Origin of the sequence: Neoactinobaculum massilliense, assembly GCF_900604955.1 — a bacterium.
Lineage (GTDB): Bacteria > Actinomycetota > Actinomycetes > Actinomycetales > Actinomycetaceae > Neoactinobaculum > Neoactinobaculum massilliense.
In genome coordinates this window covers 185,736-206,169 of sequence record NZ_UWPE01000001.1, presented here as the reverse complement: position 1 = coordinate 206,169, position 20,434 = coordinate 185,736, and the positions used below count along the sequence as shown (strand labels likewise).

The window sequence follows — 20,434 nt, the reverse complement described above, 5'->3', positions numbered from 1 at the left end:
GGGATTCCCGGGCCGCGCCGGCGCGCGGCATACCCGGGGTGATTTTACGCGCCGAAGGTTGCCGCGTGCGTGTGCGCCGTAGCACGGGCGGGCGCCGGGGGCGTGTGAGCTTGCACAAACCTGCCGGGCCGACGCCGCTGCGCGCGCGTTGGTACGGGCGCGTGCGGGAACGTGTGAGGCCATTCACGCGTGGCGCGGCACGCAGGCACGCCGTGGCGCTGCCGGGCCCGGACGGGCGTCTATTCGCTGCTAGGCGGTCAGCGCCATGATGGCGACGGCCATCACCACGAAGCCCGCCACGCTCACGCTCACGCGATCCCAGGCCACACGCCAGCTCACCTTCTGACCCGCAGACTGACGCCCGGCCCCGTCCATGAGTTTCCCGATGAGCACCTCCACCTCACGCGTGCGAGCGGTGGTGGAGATCTCACCGTCGGAAATCACGGGGATGGGCTCCGGTTGATGCTTGCGGTACGGGGAGCGCGCCGTGGTACCGCCAAAGAAACGCGGGTGGTAGGAGCGACCGTTGGCGGCCGTGAGCGTGAGCCCGTAGCGCGCCTCAACCACGCGCAGCTGCGAGAACGGGATGCGCACGTCCCGGTAGGTGTTGCGCAGGGTGATGGCTGCGGCGTCGATACGGATGGACGGCATCATGAACAGCGCGTAGGCCTCCACCACCATGCCCACACCGAACAGTGCCGTGAGGGCGGCGAAGTGCCAGCCATCCCCCACCACCTGCGCCACCAGAATCACCACGGCCAGCACCACAAAGAAAATGGTCATGCCGTACTGGGCGTTAGCGCGCAACTCGTATTTCATGTGCTCCACTCTCTCACATTCCTTCGACGCCGAAACGCACGTACCAGACTCCAACGCCGAAGGGCACGTACCAGACGACTCACGTGGTGGGCGTCCGTTCAGGCAACAAAGTGGGCGGGAAGGATACCCTTCCCGCCCACTCGGTAACTCAGCTGTTACTTGCTGGCCACGTAACCGATGTTTTCCTTCGGAATAACCGCGAAGCCCATCGCGCCGGTGTTCGCAAGATCGCTCTTCACGGCAACCTTGTCCGGCCCATTGAAGGTGGGCATGATGCCGTACTCGCTGAGGGCCTCAACCTCCAGCTTGTTCGCCTCGGCAATCTGCTCATCCGGATCACCGATCTCCTGGAGCTTCTTCAGGCGCTCATCCGTCGGCTCCCACGTGGTGCCGGAGCGATTGAGGCCGTCCGAGGCGTAGATCTGGCCGAAGTAGGCCACGCCGAACGGATCGGAGGAACTGAAGCCCATGAGGAGCATATCGAAATCGTTCTTCGCAAGAGTGTTGGAGAACTCGGTGCCGGCGCGCGAATCAATCTGCAGGTCCACGCCCACGGCCTTCAGCTCCTGCTGAATGGCCAGGCCCAGGTTCTTTGTGGTCTGGTCATCGCCAAACTCCACGTAGTTCACCGTGAGCTTCTCACCGTCCTTGGCGCGGATACCGTCGCTACCGGCGGTCCAGCCGGCCGCATCCAGTTCCTTCTTGGCGTTTTCCGGATCGAAGCTAGCCACCTTAGAGAAGTTATCCTCGTATCCCTTCTGAGACTCGAACAGGAGGAAGGAGCCCGGCGCGTCCTCGTGGTAGTCGATGCCGTTGAAGCGAATTGTGGCCAGTTGGCTGCGGTCAATGGACTCGAAGATGGCCTTACGCACGGCCTTGTCCTGCAGCGGACCAGACTTCGCGTTGAGCGTCATGAGATAATTAGCCGTCAGGGTAGCCGTGTACACGGACACGTTCTCCATACCCTTGATCTGCGCCAGGTGGTCCGCAGTACCGACGCTGGTCGCATCAATTTCGCCATTCTTAAAGGCGTTGATGGAGGCCTGCGACTCCATCTGCCGGTAGGTGATAGAATCCAGCTTACCCTTCGGGCCCCACCACTTCTCGTTGCGCTCGAAGGTGATGACGCCACCCTGCGGATCATAGTTCTTCACCTTGTACGGGCCGGCGCCGTACTCCGGATGAGCCGCGTTGAGGTAGGTCTCGTTGTAGAGCTTGGCCGTGTTAACGGCAGGGTGCAGCACATCGTTGAACAGGCCCTGCCACCAGGCATAGATGCCATCGAAGGTGACCACCACCTGCTTATCCGAGGTACCCGCCTCCACGGAGGTGATGCGCTCGTAGCCGTCCGTGGAGGAAGGAAGATAATCCGCGTCCTCACCATTGTTGGACTTCCAGGTGTTCTGGAAGGCCTTCACATCAATGGGGGTACCGTCATTGAACTTAGCTTCCTCCCTGATGTCATAGGTGACAACGGTGTTGCCGTCCTTCTCCTCAGCCTTGACATCCGTGAAGTAGTCCGGGTTGAAGTGCCAGGTACCATCCGCATCAAACAGCGCCAGCTGCGGGTTGTACCAGTACCACATGGTGCTCGTATACAGCGTGCCATCCTGCTGGAACGGATTCATCTGGGCGGTCAGCTCACTGATAGGCAGCGTGAGATTCCCGCCATCCTTCAGTTCGTCATAGCTAGCCTCCAGGTAGTCACCGGCGGCCAGCTGCGTGGATCCGCTGGCCGATGCGGACGCCTTACCGGAGCCGGACGTACCGGAGCAGGCGGATAGCACCAATGCTGCCGCCGCAGTCAGCGCAAAGATTCCGGTCTTCTTCATAGACCTCTCCCTCCTCACTCGGCCCGGATCCTCCGGGCGCGTAGCGCGTGAAACCAGGACAACACTCAGCGCCTGCTGGGAAAAACCTGGCCTCGCGATTGCGTTCAGCGTACGCGAGGCCCTCCGCACACACTGCCGTTGTCCACATATTGGAATACGTCCGATCCCAGCGCGCCACGCCACGCAGGGACGCGAAAGGGCGCCGTCGTGAACGACAGCGCCCCGGCGATAACCCCGCACCTACTTCTTAGTTTGCGGCACCTCACTACGGTTCCGGCCGCGACCCTTGAAGTACGTGACGTTGGTGGCGTCGCTTTCAAAGGTGAGCCGTTCACGGGTGCGCTCCACGCGCGGATCCGGAATCGGCACGGCGGAGAGCAGCGCCTTCGTATAGGGGTGCTGCGGGTTTTCGAACACCTCGCGGGTGGTGCCCGTCTCCACGAAGCGGCCAGATACATGACCGCCACCTTGTCCGCGATGTGATGCACCACGGCCAGATCGTGCGAGACGAAGATGTAGGCGATGCCCAGGTCCTCCTTCAACTGGTTCAAGAGGTTCAGCACGCCGGCCTGAATGGTGACGTCCAGGGCGGAGACGGGCTCGTCCAGCACCAGAATGTCCGGGCGGGTGGCGAGTGCGCGGGCAATACCGATGCGCTGGCGCTGGCCACCGGAGAATGCACCCGGGAAACGGTCCACCATGGAGCGGTCCAATTCCACCAGGTCCATGAGCTCCAGGACCCGCTTGCCGATATCCCCGTCCCATCCCAGCGAGTGGAGCGGCTCCGCGATGAGGTCCTTAATGGTCAGGCGCGGATCCAGGGCGCCCATCGGATCCTGGAACACCATCTGAATCTTGGAACGCAGCTTGCGCCGCTCCCGGCGGGACAGCTTGGTGACATCCTTGCCGTCAATAATGATTTCGCCGGTGAGGTTCTTACCCGCACCCAGATCCATGATCTCCAGCAGGGTGGTGGACTTCCCCGAACCGGACTCGCCCACAATCGCGATTGTTTCACCGCGGTGCAGGTTGAAGCTGATGTCCTCCACCGCGTGGACGCGTCCCACGGGCCGCTTGAGGAAGGCCCCCTTGAGCAGCGGGAACGTCTTGGTGAGGTGGTTGACCTCCAGCACTACGGGCTCGCCGGAGAAGTCCTTCTCCGGGGCACGCTCCTCGTTCTCATCACCCGGCACCGCCTGCTTCTCACGCAGGGCCAGCGCCTCCTCCTCGGTGGTGACCAGCGGACCGTTAGATTCCTGGTCAATACGCGGCACCGCGGAAAGCAGCTTAATGGTGTAGGGATCATGAGCGTGGTAGAAGATGTCCTCCACCGCACCACGCTCCACCGGATCGCCCTTCTTCATGACGATCACGTCATCCGCCATGCCCGCGATCACGCCCATGTCATGGGTAATCATGATGGTGGCGGCACCCGTTTCCTCCTGCGCCTTCCGGATCAGCTCCAGAATTTGCGCCTGAATGGTGACGTCCAGGGCGGTGGTGGGCTCGTCCGCGATGAGCACGGCGGGATTATTGGCGATGGCCATGGCAATCACCACGCGCTGGCGCATACCGCCCGAAAACTCATGCGGGAAGGACTTGAGGCCGCGCTCCGGATCCGGGATCTCCACCATGCGGAGCAGATCCAGGGCGCGGGCGTGAGCGGCGCGCTCCGAGATGTGCGGGTCATGGGCGCGCAGGGCCTCCTCCAGCTGCATGCCAATGTCAAACACCGGCGTGAGCGCGGAGAGCGGATCCTGGAAAATCATGCCGATGTCCTTGCCACGGATGGCGGACATCTGCTTGTCGGTGAGCCCGATCAGCTCCTTTCCGCGGAGTTTGACCGATCCGGTCACCTTCGCGTAACCCGGTAGCAGTCCCATGATGGCCAGGGACGTCACGGACTTGCCGGAGCCGGACTCCCCCACAATGCCGAGCGTACGGCCCGGATACAGGTCGAAGTCCAGGCCGTGCACCGCGTGCACGGTGCCGGCCTCCGAGGGGAACTGAATTTGCAGCCCGCGCACTGCTAGCACGGGGTCCCCAAACTTCTGCCGCCGCGCCTCCAGTTCCGCAGCCAAATCGGCCGGGATTGAGTACGACGTCGTATCCACGCGCGTTTCCTTCGCTTCGTTCTGACTCATGCCCTACCTCCTGCGGCCGAATTCGGATCAAGTGCATCGCGCAGACCGTCCGCGATGAGCGCCATGGACACGGTGAGGAACACCAGCACGAGGGCCGGGAACCAGAATGTCCAGGGCAGCGAGTTCACCGAGTTAGTACCCGAGGACAGCAGATTACCGAGGGACACGTCCGGCGGCTTAACGCCGAGGCCCAGGAAGGACAGGCCCGTTTCGCTCATGATCGCCGAAATGACGCCCAGGGTGGCGTTGATGATAAGGAGCGAACCGATATTCGGCACAATGTGGCGCACCACCGTGCGCAGCCCGCCCACACCCATGAAGCGCGCGGCCATCACGTATTCGCGTTCGCGCACCGAAATGGCCATGGACCAGATCACGCGGGCCGAATACATCCAACCGGTCAGGGTGAGCACCAGCATGAGCATCTTCCAGTCACCCTTCGAGGAACCCACGATCAGTGCGGTGAGCAGGAAGGAGGGGATGATCAGCAGGAAGTGAATAACGGAGAGGATGGCGCTCTCCCACCGTCCGCCCAGGTAGGCGGCCAGGCAGCCGATGATGGCCGCAATGGCGATGGTGCACACGGACACCACGATGCCAATAATCATGGAGCGGCCCAGGCCGTGAACGGTTTGAGCGAAGATGTCGAATCCCGCGCCGTCCGTGCCGAACCAGTGCGTGGCCGAGGGGGCCTGGGAGAAGGACAGCACGTCCATCTCGTCATAGCTCCACGGGGTAAGGAAGCGGCCGAAAGCGGCCATGAGCGCCAGAATCACAAATACGGCCAGGCCGATGTCCGCCGGGATATTACGGAAGAAGCGGCGCGAATAGAGCTGGAATTTGGACAGGCCTACGCGCTGCGCGGTGACTGTAGCCTCCGCCGCGGACTCGGGCTGCTGAGAATTATCGTTACGCATTTAGCTCACCCTCACTCGCGGATCGATGATCACCACAAAGATGTCCGAAAGAATGGCACCCAGGGCGGTAAGGACGGCGGAGAATGCCGCCACCGCCACCGCACCGTTCACGTCATTCTTGGCGATGGTTTGCACCGTGTACTGGCCGATACCGGACCACGCGTAAATGTTTTCCGTCAGCACCGCGCCGGTGAAAATCCCCGGAATGGAGAAGGCCACGGAGGTGACGATGGGAATGATGGAGGTGCGCAGCGCGTGCTTGCGAATGGCCTGCTGCCGGGTGAGTCCCTTGGCGCGAGCCGTACGCACATAATCCGCTTCAATGTTATCCAGCAGTAGTGAGCGCTGGGTGAGGTGGTAGCTGGGATACGTAATAAAGATGAGGCCGATGGTGGGAAGCGTGACGCGTTTCAGGAAGTCCACAAAGTAGGCCCAACCCGTAAGCGTGGACCCACCGTTGCCCGTCACCAGGAACACGTTGGTGCCCACCACACTGTTGAACCACACGCCGAAGGCGACCAGGCCCACGGACACCACCACAATTGGGAGGTTCATGGCCACCACGGAGATACCCATCCACGTGCGGTCGGAAGCCCCGTACTGGTGGGAGGCCGTATGCACACCGACGGCCACGCCCACCACCACGGACAGGATGGTGGCCAGCAGCATTAATTCGGCGGACACCATGGCGCGAGCACCAATTTCCTGGTTGACCACGCCGGTGCCCACAAAACCGCGGCCCCAGTTCCAGTGCAGCAGGATGTCGGTGAGCCAAGACCACCAGTTTTCCAGCAGCGAATGGGCGCTAGAGAGGTGGTAGGGCTCCAGGCTGGCCTGGATCTGTTCCGCCGGCAGCGGGGGCCGACGGCCCATGTAATTCGATTCCGGGTGCAGGAACCATGACGCGAGGAAGTACGTCATATTCGTGGCGAGGAACACCATGAATATCCACGTCAATCCTCGGCGGATTAAGTATCTAATCACTCGGGCTTCTCCCAATTTCTTCTCAAACGGGCGGACCTTCCCGCCCGGGCCCGCCCCCGTCACGCACCGCAAACCGGCACGTGATAAGGCGCAAGTCAATGGGTTGATACTACATCTAGGTTTTTGTCCCTTCCGGTCGTGCCGGGTCACCGCCGCGCTCGCACGCCGCCGTATTTTTCGCCGCCCGGACCGCCCGCAGCGGCGCCGCGTCACTTCGGTGCGTCCCCGGCACCCATTACTTAGGACAGATCTGAAATCATTGACGGCGCCCATTCCCGTGGGCCCGCGGCCGCCCGCCGATGCGGGACGGCCCCATTACCAGACCCGACCCCGCGTCGGGATGCAAAGTGATCACGCCCATGAGGCGGAGAGGACGCGAGATCCCGATTATTTTCCGCGCTAGAACAGCCAATCTTCCGATTTAGCGTTCTTCCTCACGCACGTCCATATTTTGAGACGCCGCGAGGCGCTCCATCACGATATCCCGCATTCCACGCCGATCCGGCGTGCCGTCATCAAGATGCGGCAACTGCTCCATCACCACAAGCTCACGCGGCAGCTTGTAGCGAGCCAGCGCCTGGCCCACGAACGCCTGTAGCTCCGCCAGTGAGGGGGCGGACAACGCCGGCTGCACCGCCACCGCGCCGAGTCCGTGGCCGGTGTGGAGCGCCACGCTACCCGAGAAATCATCCGCATCCATGCCGTCCGGCAGCTCCCCGGCGGACCGTATAACAATGGCTGCCACCACGCGCTCGCCCCACAGCGGGTCCGGAATGCCGGTCACCACCACGTCCTCGATACCCGGGTACTGGCGGATAATTTCCTCTACCTCCTGCGGGTGAACGGTTTCCCCGCCCGTCAGGATGGCATCCCCGGTACGCCCGGCCAGCACCACCATGTCCGCCTCAACGCGCCCCACATCTCCCGTGTGCACCCAGCCCTCCGAGTCAATGGGGAGAGCGTCCGAAAGCCAGTAGCCACCGGTGACGGACGGTCCACGCACCTCAATTACACCCGTGTGGCCGTCAGCCACGGATTCCCCACTGGCCGGATCCACGATGCGCAGCTCAATGTAGGCGGACGGCCAGCCAATGGCACCGGTGGGGATGGGCGCCGTGGCCCGCCCCCCGGCAGCGGATCCCGCCGCGCCGTAGTCCGCGGCGGATGCCGGCGTGGAGCGCGCTCCCTCAGAGGAAGTCCGCGCTGCGGGAGCCTCATGTTGGGCCGACTGCGGTGCGGCAGCGGATTCCCCCGCGCTACCCCCGCCGTCACGGATCACATCGGCCCCGCGGACCGTGCCCTGGCCGCCCACGAACCCGTCGCCTGCCGCACCGCCGCGCGCACCGTGCCCCGCCCCGACGGCCCCACCGTCGTAGCTCTCGCCAGCGGTGCGGTTCATGGGCTCCGGCCCGGGCAGGTAACAGCCGGTGCCGCCCGCCTCCGCGGTCCCCCAGAAGTTCACGGGCCGCGCGCCGATACTCGCCAGCGCATCCATAAGTTCCGGCGGCACCGGGGCACCACCCACCGCGCACACGCGCAGGCTCGACAGATCCCGCCGCTCTGTACCCACCGCATCCAGTAGCTTCATGTAGACGGTCGGGACAGCAAACATGACCGTGACACGCTCCGCTTCCACGGCCGCCGCCACCGTAGCCGGGTGCGCATCCCGCACCACCACCACGCACCCGCCGTTGGCAAACTGCCCAAGCACCCCACCGTTCAGCCCGCCGATATTGGACATGGGTGCACACGCCAGCACGGTATCCCGCTGGTCGAAACGCAGCGCCTCACGGAAATTGCGCTCCGCCCACCACATGTTCGCGTGAGTGAGTTGCACGGCCCGCGGCTCCGGGAACGAGGAGCGCAGCGTCATGAGCGCCGTCGACTCCGGATAACCATGCTGGTTGAGCGCGGCGCGCCCCTCCGTGCCATCCGCAATAAATGCGGTGCCAAATACGCCCTCCGCGGCGGTCAATGCCACATACCCGTAACCGAGCGCGGAGGTAAATGGCGGCGCTTCGACGTCGTCGTCAATAACAAGGTGCACCAGGCTGCCGGAGGCCGTGAAACTGCCGCGGGACGCCACCTCCGGCTCCGCGACCACCACGCGCGGGGCGATGAAATTAACCACGGCCTGGAGCTCAAACTGGGTGTAGCGATAGCTGACCGGCACCAGTACGGCGCCGATGCGCGCGCACGCAATATATAGGAGCAGGTGGTAGGGCGAGTTATGCGCCACGAGCATCACGCGATCCCCCTGGCCCACGCCGGTCTGCGCCAGCAGCTGGGCGAGACGGCGCGTGGTGGCTGTCGCCTCCCGGACGGTCCAGCGCTGCCGACCATAACTGAGACAGATGGCGTCCGGGCGCTCGCGGGCCGCGCGGTCCTGGAACGCAGCAAGATTAAACACCGGTGGCTTATGCATGCTGAGGTCCCTTCGTGGAGGCGGCAGAGGAACGCGGGGCGTCGGAGGCGTGCGGGGCTTCGTTCTGCGCAGGCGTTGCCGTAGCCTCACGCACTTCTGACGACGACGTCGCTGCCCGTGCCTCGTCCGTGCCGTCCGCGCTTCCCGCCCGGGTTCCCGTCCCAGCGACGGCGTCGGCCGCAGACGGATCCTCAACCGGCACGTCCGCACCCCAGAATGCGGCCATTCCGCGTCGGAGAGCGAGAAGATCGTCGGCGTGCGAATACTCGCGGGCCGAATGCATGGAGAGGAGCGGCACACCCACATCCACGGTGGAGATGCCCAGACGCGCGGCCGTGATGGGGCCGATTGTGGTGCCGCATGCAACGGCATTATTTGAAATGAAGGGTTGGAGGCGGGCATCGGCGCGCTCAAACGCCTCCCGGAGCACGGCGATGGACCGCGCATCCGAGGCGTAGCGGCCCTGCGCATTGATCTTAAGAATGGCGCCACGGCCGGCTACGGGCGCCTGATCCGGGTCGTAGTACTCCGGGTAGTTCGGATTAATCGAATGACCGGCATCCGAGGAAACGCAGGTGGAGGCCGCGAGCATGCACTCAAGCCCCTCCTCATCCACTCCATGAGCACGAGCCACGCGGCGCAGCACCATCTCGAGGATGGGTCCGGCGGCGCCCGAGGGCGTACCAGAACCGATCTCCTCATGGTCAAAAGCGGCCAGAACCGGGATGAACGGTTCACCCTGCTCACCCGGATGCGCCAGTGCGTCAAGGAAGGCGCGGAAGCTGGCATGCACGGAGGTCAGGTTGTCCTGCCGGGAGGAGCCAAGGAAATCTCCGGTGAGGGCCGGCGCCTCCGCCGGGTAGGCCAGAATATCGTGCCCCATGATGTCCGCTTCCGCCACACCAGCAGCCTCCGCGAGCGCACCGAACAGCGTGCCGGAGAGCGGCTGCGTGAGCACCGGGTGAAGGTGAGTTTGCGGATTGAGCGAGAGACTCTTGTTAACGCTGCGGTCCAGGTGGGGCGCCAGCTGCGGAATGATCATGCAGGCGGGTAACTTGACCAGACGCTCCTCTCCACCGCGCAGCACCAGCCGGCCCGCCAGGCCCAGTTCCCGGTTGAGCCACGAGTTGTAGAGCGGGCCGCCGTACACTTCCACGTCAACCTGCTGGAAGCCGGCGTGCTCTGAGGTGCCGTTCGGCTTCACCTTGAACGACGGCGAATCCGTATGCGAGCCGACAATCCGGAAGTGGGTGGCGCGCGCCTCCGGGATACGCCACGCCAGGAATGCTCCGCCCCGTACCAGGAAGTACACGCCCGGCTCCCCGCAGAACGGTGCGGTATCGCGTTGCTCCGTGAACCCGGCATAGCGGGCGAGGCCGGCGAGGGTCGCCGCGGCGTGGTAGGAGGTGGGCGAACTTGAGATAAAGCTCGCCAGGCGATGCGCGTTCGTTGCGCTGAGCTGGCTAATCACAATTGACAGTCTAGAGCCCGGGTACTCAGCCGCGTCCAGACCGGGCGATTTTGGGGCCCGGCCTGACCACTGAGCTGGGGTGGACGGCCCGGAAATACCCGCTGCCAGCCACCATGCGCCGGGACATCCCGCGGGCCACCCGTGAACTCGGCAAACCCACTTATCACAGGGGAAACCGGAATCAGAGTGCGGTTAAGCTTCTCACAGCGTCCGCAAATGAAACTTCGGAGCGTAGGATCTCCCGCCGTGGCGAAGATTCACGCGGCCGCCCACACGCCGGCGGCTCATGCTACGGCATTGGCAGGCCTTGCCGCTCTCGGCGTTGTGTTTGGCGATATTGGCACGTCCCCGCTGTACGTACTGCGTGCGGTGTTCACGGTGCATGGGGGCATCGTGCCGCTGGAGGATGACGCGATCATCGGGGTTATCTCCGCGGTGATCTGGATCCTGGTCATCATCGTCACGCTGAAGTACGTGGTGCTGGTGCTGCGGGCTGATAATGACGGCGAGGGTGGCATCATCGCGCTGGCCACCCTGGTGGGCCGGCTGATGAAGTCCAAGAAGCACATGGTGGCCACTTTCGTGGTGGTAGGCATGCTTGGCGCTGCGCTATTCTTCGGCGATTCGGTCATCACGCCTGCTATTTCGGTGATGTCTGCCATTGAGGGCCTGTCCGTGGCATTCCCCACCATGCAGGAGTGGGTGGTGGTGCCCGCGGCACTGGTGATCCTCACCCTGTTGTTCGCTTCGCAGCGAGCTGGCACCACGCGGGTGGGACGTGTATTTGGGCCCGCGATGGCCACCTGGTTCCTCATCGTGGCCCTCATCGGCCTGCCGCATATTGTGGCGCATCCGCGCATTCTCGTTGCGCTTTCTCCGCATCATGCGCTGCTCTTTGTGGTGCACAATCCGTTGGTGGCGTTCTTTGCGCTGGGCGCCATCGTGCTGGCCGTAACCGGCGCCGAGGCGCTCTACGCGGATATCGCTCATTTTGGCCGGCGCCCCATTCAGCTCACCTGGTTTGTGGTGGTTCTCCCGGCTCTCATCTTGAACTATCTGGGTCAGGGCGCGAATCTGATCGGCAATAAGGCGGCCATCCGGGACCCGTTCTTCACGCTGGTACCGCGCCACTTCACCGTCATGCTGGTGATTGCGGCCACACTGGCCACGGTGATCGCCTCGCAGGCCGTCATTTCCGGCGCGTACTCGATCGCACGGCAGGCCTCCCGGTTGGGCTTTCTGCCGCACATGCGGGTCAAGCACACCTCGGCCACCACGTCCGGGCAGATTTTTATGCCGGCCGTTAACCTGCTGCTGTATATCGCGGTTATCACCATCGTGCTGATTTTTAAGAGTTCGGATTCACTCTCGGCCGCATACGGCCTGGCCGTCACCACTGATTTTGTTATTACGTCCACGCTTCTGCTGCTACTTACCCACCTTGGGTGGAAGTGGCCGATGTGGATTACCGTGCTGCTCGGGGCGGCCCTGGCTGTCATTGAGTTGCCGTTGTTCCTGGCAAATGTGGCAAAAATTGCCACGGGTGGTTGGCTGCCAATGTCCATCGCTATCGTCATGATGGTGGTCATGACCACGTGGCGACGCGGTGAACTGCGGGTGCGTGAGGAACGCGAACTCTCCGAGGGCTCCCTGTCCGAGTTCCTCATGCACGTGGAGAAGCATCCGCTGCGCCGCATACCTGGCACCACGATTTTCCCGCACTCCCAGCGCACGACGCCGCCGTACGCATTGCGCGTCAATGCGCGGGTCAATCACGTGCTCCATGATCACGTCATCATTCTTTCCATCAAGACTCGTGCTACTCCGCATGTGGAGCCTTTTGAGCGGGTACGGGTCGAGAACGTGGACGCCAATCTCCCCGGCGTGGTTCACCTCACCATGACCTACGGCTTCATGGACGCTCGCCACGTTGTTGGCGACCTCATCACCTATTCCGAGCGTTCCGGCCACGGCAATTGGCGTATTCGCGAGGCGTTCTGGCTGCCCTCGCACATCGATATTCGTGCCGGTTCTCAGCCCGGGATGGCGCTGTGGCGCAAGCGGCTGTTCATGTTCATGTCGCGCATTTCGGCCTCCCCCGCGTGGATGGCGAAACTGCCGCGGCAGCGCACCGCCGAGGTGACGCACGTAATTTCTGTGTAGCCCGGGCCCGCGCCGTTGCCCGCCAGGCTGCCTCACACCGCTCGACACCGCAGGAACTGGTTACCCACGTCACGTCGCGGTAGCCTCAACCCGAGGAGAGGAGCATTATGCGCATTGGATTTTTGGGCACCGGCCGTATGGGCACGGAGCTGGTGAAGCGGCTGCTGGGCGCGGGTCACGAGGTGACCGTGTGGAACCGGACCGCGGCGAAGGCGGAGGCGCTGGTGGATGCCGGCGCCACCCAGGCTCTGGAGCCGGCGGCGGCCGTGGCTGACCAGGATCTGGTGATGACGGCGCTGTTTGGCCCGGCGGCGGTCGCGGCCGTCGTGGTGGATGCGGCGCTGCTGCCGGAGGGCACCGTGTGGGCGAATATCACCACGGAGTCCCCGGCGCAGGTGAGCGCGGAGGCCGCCTGGGCCGGTGAGCACGGGATCCGCTACGTGCATAGCCCGGTGGTGGGCACGTTGGCACCTGCACGGGCAGGAAAGCTTGGCGTGTATGTGGGTGGCGACGACGCCGAAGCGCGCACCCTGGTGGCTAGCGCAGCCGCAGCGTACGCGGATCCGGATCGCCTGGTCCAGGTGGAGACGGCGGGCGAAACGGCCACCGCGAAGCTCATCGCGAATCTGGCGCTGGTGACCACGGCGCAGGGCGTAGCGGAGGCCCTGCGGCTGGGTGCGGCGAATGGGGTGAACGCGGAGAAGGTACTGGGTTACCTGGATAAGACGTCGCTCCAGTGGATGGCCGATTTCAAGCGTGATTTCATCCTGGGGCGGGATACGTCTGATGCTCAGTTCACCACGAACGCAATTGCCAAGGATGCGCTATTAATGGTGCATTCGGCGGCCGCACCTTTGCCCGCCACCACGGCCGGGTTGGAAAGCCTGCTGGCCGCCCAGCGCAAGGGCCTCGGCGAGCACGACTTCTCAGCCATCATGCAGGCCGAAGCCTAACTCGCCCCGGTGGCTGGCTGCGCGCGCCTATTCGACGCGCGCCGCCACCGGCAAACCAAATACCTGCGGCTAGTGCGGAGCCGCGGGTATGGGGCCGCGCGGGTGGCGGCGTCGAACAATATCTAAGGACACGTGGCGACGGACGGCGTCGGACCGGCCACCTACACTGGCTCCATGACAGAAGCACACTCCGCGGCGGGTAGCCGCACCTATTACATGCAGGGCGCGCGTTTCGACGAACTCACCCTGACCGTTCCTCTCAGTGCCGATCCGGCGGATTCGCGCACCATTGACGTATTTGCCCGTATCATCACGCGCGAGGGCGGCGAGCACCTCCCCTACCTCGTGTTCCTGCAGGGCGGACCGGGCAATGAGGCGAACCGGGTGACGCTTAATCCGGCGAATCCGTCGTGGGTGAATGTTGCCCTTGAGCGCTACCGCCTGGTGATGCTGGATCAGCGCGGTACCGGCCGCTCCACGCCGGTCAGCGATGCCATTCTTACCACCGGCAGCGCGGAGGAGGTGGCCGAATACATGAGTCACCTTCGCGCGGATGGCATTGTGCGTGACGCGGAAGCGCTGCGCGAAGAACTGGGTGCAACGGGTGAGAACTGGAACCTGCTGGGCCAGAGTTTCGGCGGTTTCACCACGCTCCACTACCTGACCGTCCATCCTGAATCACTCCACCGCGTGTTTCTTACCGGCGGGCTCTCGGCCGTGGGGCACAGTGCGGACGACGTCTACTCACTCACCTATAAGAAGATGCGTTGGCTCTCGGAGAACTTCTACCGGCATTTCCCGGAGGACCGCGCGAAAATGGCGGATTTGGTCAAGCGGGCCGAGCAGGGCGAACTGACGCTCCCCTCCGGTGAGGTGGTCTCCCCCAGCCGCCTGCGTTCGGCCGGCCACGGGCTGGGTATGGATAACGGCTGGATCCAGCTTCATCAGCTTCTGGAGCTTGATCCACACACGAACGCGTTCCGCTACGATTTGCAGTCCATCATGCCCTTCGATGGCCGCAACCCGATTTACTACGTCATGCATGAGTCCAGCTACGCCGACGGCGTGGTGACCGGCTGGTCCGCGCAGCGCACGTATCCGGATGCGTTCGCCGAGGATCCCACACTGTTCACCGGGGAGCACGTGTTCCCCGAGTGGTCGCGCACTGTGCCGGCGTTCCAGCCGTGGGCCGAGGTCACGGAGCAGCTGGCGCACTGGGAGTGGCCGGCCCTGTACAGCGCGGACGCGCTGGAGGCATCCGGTGCGGAGGGTGCCGCCGCCGTGTACTTCCATGATGCCTACGTGCCCCTCGAGTACTCGCTGGAGACAGCCAGCCATCTGCCGGGCGTCAAGCTGTACATCACGTCCACGCATGAGCATTCCGGGCTCCGCACGTCCGACGGCGCTGTGCTGCGGTACCTGTTCGAGCTCGCCGAGGATAAGCGGTACCGGTAAACCAGGGAGGGCTAGTGGCGGACCACGGCGAGTAAGCGGCGCTAGCCGGTAGTGGCGCGATAGCGCCGTTAGCTGCTGACACACGAGTGGGGTGGCCATGTCACCCCGCTCGTTTTTTGTTGGCCGCCGGCGATAGGGCCAGCGCGGCTTCCTATCTAGTTGCTGGCCGCTAGCTGCTCGCCAGGGCCTGGAGGTGATCCGCCAGAACGTCCAGGTGGCTGGGCGAGTTCTTGGCCGAGGTGAGGAGCACCAGGCGCTCCGCGCCCGAGTCGCGGAAGCGCTCGAGCAGCGCCGCCGGCTCGCCTGAGGCCTCCAGTTCCGCGGTGTACTGCGCCGCGAACGCGTCCCAGCTGAGGCTGCCCGCGTGCAGGGCACGGCGAAGCTCCGTGCTGGGCGTGATGTCCCTGTCCCACTCGCGGTAATCCAGCCGTTCCTTCTTGATGCCGCGAGGCCAGAGCCGGTCGGCAAGGACGCGGTAGTCAGTGGCGGGTGCGGCCTGGTCCACCACGTCATAGACGCGCCGCTTCTCAATTATCAATGTGCCCATACATTCAGGCTAGGCCCCGAGGAGCCACCCGAGAAGATGCGCCCAGGCCTACCTGCCGGGACCACCCGAGAAGCGCGGGACACCCGCGGCCGTTCTCACGGCCTATCGCACCGGGCTTGGCGCGCCGCCTAATCAACCTCGGCAATCATCTGCCCTACCGCACCCGCACTCACCGACAACAGTTCACACGGCCCACGGCTCCCAGACCCGGGTTCGCCTCGCTACCCCTGCGTACCAACCCGGCTGAGAATGGCCAGCAATGCTGCCTTAACAGCTGGTTCCAGCGCGGCCGGATCCACATAGTAGAACGGGCTGTGGTTGGAAATATCCCGCCCGTCGGCCATCTGCGCCGCCGAAAACCCGCCAAACTGCCAGTACACGTATGGCAGGCCCAGCGGAGCCGCAAGAAGGGCGAAATCCTCGGAGCCGTTCTGTCGCAGTTCCACCACGCGATCACCGAAGGCATCCGTGAATGCGGGGCGCAGCGCCTCGGTAGCGGCTGAATCGTTGACGGTGGCCGGCAGCGGCGCCACCAGTTCGATACCGGGCTCCGGCGCACCGGACGCAGCGGCCTCGGCACGAAGAACTCGCGTAATGGCCGCGCGGAGCTGATCCCGCACCGCGTTTGTGCGGAAACGCGTGGTGAGCTGCATTTCCGCCGTATCTGGAATCACGTTGTCCACCAGCCCGCCACGGAAACTGCCCACGGTGATGACCGCCATGTCATCAGGCGAGACCTCGCGGGAAATCACCGTTTGCAGCCGCATAATCATGGCGGCGCCCAGCACAATGGGATCCACCGTGGTTTGTGGCCGCGAACCGTGCCCACCCTTGCCACGCACCTCCACTTTAAATCCGTCAATTCCCGCCATGATGGGGCCGTTGGTAAGCACGATGGTCCCCACCGGCAGCGGTGCACAATGTGCGCCATACAGAATTTCCGGCGCGGGCACGCGGTCCCATAACCCGCCGTCCACCATGAACTGGGCGCCCTTCCCGTTCTCCTCCGAGGGCTGGTGGATGAATTCGACGGTACCGGCCCACACCTCCGGATGGGCCGCCAGGAACTGCGCGGTACCGTACGTCACCGCCATATGCGAATCATGACCGCACGCATGCATAATGCCGGTTTCGGCACCGTCAATCTCGCCGCGAGCGTGAGAGACGTAGGGCAGACCGGTTTGCTCGGTAACCGGTAATCCGTCCAGGTCACAGCGGTAGGCCACCACCGGCCCCTCGCCGTGGCGCAGCACCACCACGAAACCGGTATCGGTCACGTCCACAATCTCTAGGTTCACGCCCGCACCCAGTGAAAGCGTGCGGTAGAGCTCTTTCAGGTAACCGGCGGTAGATCGCTCCTGGAAGGAGAGCTCCGGGTGCGCATGCAGATAGGTGAACACATCCGTGAGCGCCGCGAGCGCGGCGGGACTCAGTTGAAATGACGATAGCAATGGCCCTCCTTCATCGGTGCCACCAAGACTAGTGAGCGTCTCCGACAGCCTTCCATGCCGCTCACATACTGGCCAACGCGAGGTCGTTTCGCGGCTGGCTCTCCTCACTGGTCAGGCCAGGCAGGTTGTTAATCGCCCGTCACCAGCACCCACCGCACAACCCCATCGCTAGGCAATCCAAGCGCGCCATCGGGCACCCGCAGCTAAGCGCTATCGAGTACCTATCACCAGGCGAGCACCCGCCGCTGAGCGAGCTACGGCGTCTTATCTCCACCTGTCCACCGTTCGCGAAACGTCACCCGCATCCACAGCCCATGTCCAACTCGCATCAGAACCGCGTCCGTCTCCTAGAGTGAATGCATGAGCACCGATGAACGTCCCGCGTGGGCGAGCGAAACGCCCGAGATGATCTCCTACTACGACTCCGTGTGGGGCCGCCCGGTCACCACTGAACACGCTGCTTTCGCGCTCATTGCACTGGAGGCCTTTCAATCGGGCCTGTCTTGGCTCACGATCTGGCGCCGTCACGAAGCGTTTGCGGAGGCCTTTGCCGGATTTGATGTCGACGCCGTCGCCGCATTCGACGAAGCACGCGTCCAGGAGTTGCTGGGTAACGCGGCGATCATTCGCAATCGCCGAAAAATTGAAGCAACCATTGCTAACGCCCGCGCCACGCAGGCCCTGCGTGATCGAGTCCCAGAACTGCCGTCCGGCGAGGTTGAAGCGGGCCTGCCGTCCCTCCTGTGGCACTACTCCGTGCCTACGCGGCTACCGGAGAGTACGGACGCCGGTGCGGACGGCGTCGAACCAGCGCCCACCCGCTCACCAGAATCTGAAGCACTAGCACGGCAGCTAAAGACGTACGGCTTTCGCCAGCTGGGGCCCGTATCTCTCTACTCCACGCTGGCGGCCATGGGCATCATCAACCACCACCCCTACGGTTCGACCCGCTGGAAAGAGTTGGAAGCAGATCGCGGGCGCATCCTCGGCCACGCCTAGCCGAGCTGCAATTCGCCTCATTTCAGAAGGAACGGTATGGCATTCCGGCCCCTGACACACGGCTCGGTATGCCATGCCCAAAACTAGCCCACCGGATCAATTCCGGCGAGCGCCCACTCTCCGCACAGGTACGTACGCAAAAGGCCGCCGCCTTTTCGGCGACGGCCTTTTCTCAGCGAACCTTACAGAACGGAGACGTTAGACGCCTGGAGTCCCTTCGGACCCTGCTCGACGTCGTACTCCACCTTCTGGCCCTCTTCCAAGGTGCGGAAGCCCTTGGCGTTAATCGCGGAGAAGTGCACGAACACATCTTCCGTGCCATCGTCGGCTTCAATGAAGCCATAGCCCTTGTCAGCGTTGAACCACTTGACGGTACCAGTTGCCATTCTTATTCCTTCAATCGGGCGGCCGCGTTTCAGCCGTTCCCTGCGTTGCCCGTTTTAACCAGAAGGAACCGCAAGGCACCAGCCCATATACAACACCTACTGTCGAACAACGAACTTCATCATACGCGAGTTTCACCCCGCGAACGCTAGAAAGGTCCCAGAGTGAACATTACAGCTCTATAGACTCAGCGAATCAGGTGTGCACAGCCCCGGAATCGCACCTAACTACGCCCCGAAACCCGGTCTGCACTCCCCCCCCCAGGCCCGCGTCACCTCACCCGCTTCCCCATCACCCGGCCACAACCGCCAGCTCCCAACGCCACCTATCCGCCCGCAGCCGCCACCGCACCACCCGACTACTCGCGACCCGCCACCGCGCACCACCTCGACGCCGTTCCCGCCGCACGTACGGCGCCACTAGGGCACGTGCGCTAAGCTCAGGGCGCAAGTTTGCCCGTAGTTCAAAGGAGCATGATGCCCACCGCCGTTGATTTCAAGAACGTGAGCACCACCGGCCTCGAATCGTCGCCGGTGGCCGAGGCGCTCGCCGGACTCCGCGCCAATGAAGCCCGCTATTTCCACAACAAATACAAGCACGTGTTCGAAGTGGTACCCGCCGCTGAAGCCGCATCCGTGCTCGCATGGGTCAATCGCATTCTCGACGAGGAGCGCCACATCACCATCTCCTCGGAACCACTCGAGGTATCGGTCAATGACGTGGAGACCATCCACTGGGTACACGTGTTCTATCGCTCAGGGCTGGCACTCAACGTGCTGTGGGACACCGCGAACCCAAAGAAGCACGCGGTAGGCATCAAACTCTCGGAGGGGATGGACGTCCCAGAGGAGTTCTCCTCGTTCAAATTCGCCCACCAGCGCTCCAAGCTGGCCGGCACCATCCGTGGTTCCTACTTTGTTATCAAGGGTGACTACCCGTTTTAGTCCGACGCCGTAGCCACCCGTAGCCCGCACTCCGGTATCGGCATGCAAGGCATCATCCACTCGGCACCGTCTAGTCGCGACCGGACGGCGCCGGCGAAAGCAAACAAAAGAAGGAACATGGACAAACCCCTAGTAATCGGAATTGCCGGAGGCACGGCGAGCGGGAAAACCACGATTGCGCGCTCTATTGCGGACCGGTTTGCGCCGGACGTTGCCGTGCTGTACCACGATTCCTATTACAAGCGGCAAGATCACCTCACCTATGACCAGCGTGCCGCCGTTAACTATGATGCCCCGGACGCCTTCGATAATGATCTGCTGGTGGAGCACGTGCGCGCGCTATCCCGCGGCGAGGCGATTGACGTGCCGGTCTACTCCTTCTCGGAATACAACCGCTCGGACCGCACCACCCGCGTAGAGCCCTCGCGTGTCATTGTTCTGGAGGGCATCCTTATTCTGGCTGAGCCATCGCTTCGCAACCTCTGTGACGTGAAGATTTTCGTGGACACGGATGCGGACGTACGCATTCTGCGCCGCATTAAACGTGATGTGCTGGATCGGGGCCGCTCTATTGACTCCGTGGAGCACCAGTACCTCACTACCGTGAAGCCCATGCATGATCTCTACGTGGAACCATCAAAGCACTACGCGGACATCATTATCCCCGAGGGCGGGAAGAATCTCATCGCATTGGATCTGCTGTTCGGCCGTATCGCCGCCGAGCTCAGACCACAGGGCTAAGTCCGGCCACAAAATACCAGTCGCATCGGTAGCCCGGCACCGGCCTCAGTATTCACACGGACGGAACGAACCCAAGCTACGTTACGAACCCGAGCTACGAAATTCAACGGACATAGCGCGAACCCAAGCCACGTAAGTAGGCACACCCACCCAGATCGCATAAAAATACCGGGTGGCGCATCCCGCACCACCCGGCAAAACTAAG

16 protein-coding genes and 1 pseudogene are annotated in these 20,434 nt (G+C 63.4%); 6 read left to right on the top strand and 11 right to left on the bottom strand.

The features are described from left to right. Positions 1–249: 249 nt before the first annotated feature. The 8 genes and pseudogenes from EIH27_RS00880 to EIH27_RS00850 all read right to left on the bottom strand — a co-directional run bounded on the left by EIH27_RS00880 (position 250) and on the right by EIH27_RS00850 (position 10,592). On the bottom strand, positions 250–819 hold the full coding sequence (locus EIH27_RS00880) for a PH domain-containing protein (protein WP_124039097.1): 570 nt from the start codon (positions 817–819) through the stop codon (positions 250–252). Between the two features lie 155 nt (positions 820–974). Next, positions 975–2,651 carry an ABC transporter family substrate-binding protein gene (locus EIH27_RS00875; RefSeq protein WP_124039095.1) on the bottom strand — a complete coding sequence of 559 codons (1,677 nt, stop codon included), beginning with the start codon at positions 2,649–2,651 and terminating at the stop codon, positions 975–977. Positions 2,652–2,891: 240 nt separating this feature from the next. After that, a complete protein-coding gene (locus EIH27_RS07935) occupies positions 2,892–3,068 on the bottom strand; it encodes an ABC transporter ATP-binding protein (RefSeq protein WP_241152991.1) in 177 nt (58 codons plus the stop codon). Between the two features lie 83 nt (positions 3,069–3,151). Beyond that, positions 3,152–4,795, bottom strand: a pseudogene (locus tag EIH27_RS00870) (dipeptide ABC transporter ATP-binding protein); the annotation flags it as partial. Then, positions 4,792–5,712: an ABC transporter permease gene (locus tag EIH27_RS00865; RefSeq protein WP_124039093.1), complete on the bottom strand. Its 921-nt coding sequence runs from the start codon at positions 5,710–5,712 to the stop codon at positions 4,792–4,794. The pseudogene EIH27_RS00870 and the gene EIH27_RS00865, both read right to left, overlap by 4 nt. Then, a complete protein-coding gene (locus EIH27_RS00860) occupies positions 5,713–6,696 on the bottom strand; it encodes an ABC transporter permease (protein WP_124039091.1) in 984 nt (327 codons plus the stop codon). A gap of 421 nt (positions 6,697–7,117) precedes the next feature. Then, positions 7,118–9,121, bottom strand: a complete 2,004-nt coding sequence (locus tag EIH27_RS00855; RefSeq protein ID WP_164461566.1) for a class I adenylate-forming enzyme family protein — start codon at positions 9,119–9,121, stop codon at positions 7,118–7,120. Then, complete coding sequence (locus EIH27_RS00850; RefSeq protein ID WP_241152920.1) at positions 9,114–10,592, bottom strand: M18 family aminopeptidase; 1,479 nt, start codon at positions 10,590–10,592, stop codon at positions 9,114–9,116. Before EIH27_RS00850 ends, EIH27_RS00855 begins: the two co-directional genes overlap by 8 nt. Before the next feature lie 246 nt (positions 10,593–10,838). Here EIH27_RS00850 and EIH27_RS00845 point away from each other — a divergent pair, with 246 nt between their 5' ends. The 3 genes from EIH27_RS00845 to EIH27_RS00835 all read left to right on the top strand — a co-directional run bounded on the left by EIH27_RS00845 (position 10,839) and on the right by EIH27_RS00835 (position 15,163). Then, positions 10,839–12,755 carry a potassium transporter Kup gene (locus tag EIH27_RS00845; protein WP_241152919.1) on the top strand — a complete coding sequence of 639 codons (1,917 nt, stop codon included), beginning with the start codon at positions 10,839–10,841 and terminating at the stop codon, positions 12,753–12,755. A 107-nt stretch (positions 12,756–12,862) separates the two neighbouring features. After that, on the top strand, positions 12,863–13,708 hold the full coding sequence (locus EIH27_RS00840; RefSeq protein WP_124039083.1) for an NAD(P)-dependent oxidoreductase: 846 nt from the start codon (positions 12,863–12,865) through the stop codon (positions 13,706–13,708). 174 nt (positions 13,709–13,882) lie between these two features. Then, a complete protein-coding gene (locus EIH27_RS00835; protein ID WP_124039081.1) occupies positions 13,883–15,163 on the top strand; it encodes an alpha/beta fold hydrolase in 1,281 nt (426 codons plus the stop codon). Positions 15,164–15,332: 169 nt separating this feature from the next. Here EIH27_RS00835 and EIH27_RS00830 read toward each other — a convergent pair whose 3' ends face one another. Both EIH27_RS00830 and EIH27_RS00825 read right to left on the bottom strand, forming a co-directional pair. Further along, positions 15,333–15,710 (bottom strand): DUF488 domain-containing protein, encoded by a 378-nt coding sequence (locus tag EIH27_RS00830; RefSeq protein ID WP_206424846.1) that lies wholly within the window; start codon positions 15,708–15,710, stop codon positions 15,333–15,335. A 221-nt stretch (positions 15,711–15,931) separates the two neighbouring features. Further along, positions 15,932–17,161, bottom strand: a complete 1,230-nt coding sequence (locus EIH27_RS00825) for an amidohydrolase (RefSeq protein ID WP_124039079.1) — start codon at positions 17,159–17,161, stop codon at positions 15,932–15,934. Positions 17,162–17,521: 360 nt separating this feature from the next. Between EIH27_RS00825 and EIH27_RS00820 the strand changes: the two genes are divergently transcribed. After that, the gene (locus EIH27_RS00820) at positions 17,522–18,160 is read left to right on the top strand and encodes a DNA-3-methyladenine glycosylase I (protein WP_124039077.1); all 639 of its coding nucleotides are present in this window, start codon (positions 17,522–17,524) and stop codon (positions 18,158–18,160) included. Between the two features lie 182 nt (positions 18,161–18,342). Here the strand turns inward: EIH27_RS00820 and EIH27_RS00815 are convergent, their stop codons facing one another. Beyond that, positions 18,343–18,546: a cold-shock protein gene (locus EIH27_RS00815; protein ID WP_124039075.1), complete on the bottom strand. Its 204-nt coding sequence runs from the start codon at positions 18,544–18,546 to the stop codon at positions 18,343–18,345. 471 nt (positions 18,547–19,017) lie between these two features. Here EIH27_RS00815 and EIH27_RS00810 point away from each other — a divergent pair, with 471 nt between their 5' ends. Together EIH27_RS00810 and udk are read left to right on the top strand one after the other, a co-directional pair. Continuing rightward, positions 19,018–19,488 (top strand): hypothetical protein, encoded by a 471-nt coding sequence (locus EIH27_RS00810; RefSeq protein ID WP_241152918.1) that lies wholly within the window; start codon positions 19,018–19,020, stop codon positions 19,486–19,488. Positions 19,489–19,605: 117 nt separating this feature from the next. Continuing rightward, positions 19,606–20,229, top strand: a complete 624-nt coding sequence (udk, locus tag EIH27_RS00805) for a uridine kinase (RefSeq protein WP_124039073.1) — start codon at positions 19,606–19,608, stop codon at positions 20,227–20,229. The last annotated feature ends 205 nt before the right edge of the window (positions 20,230–20,434 follow it).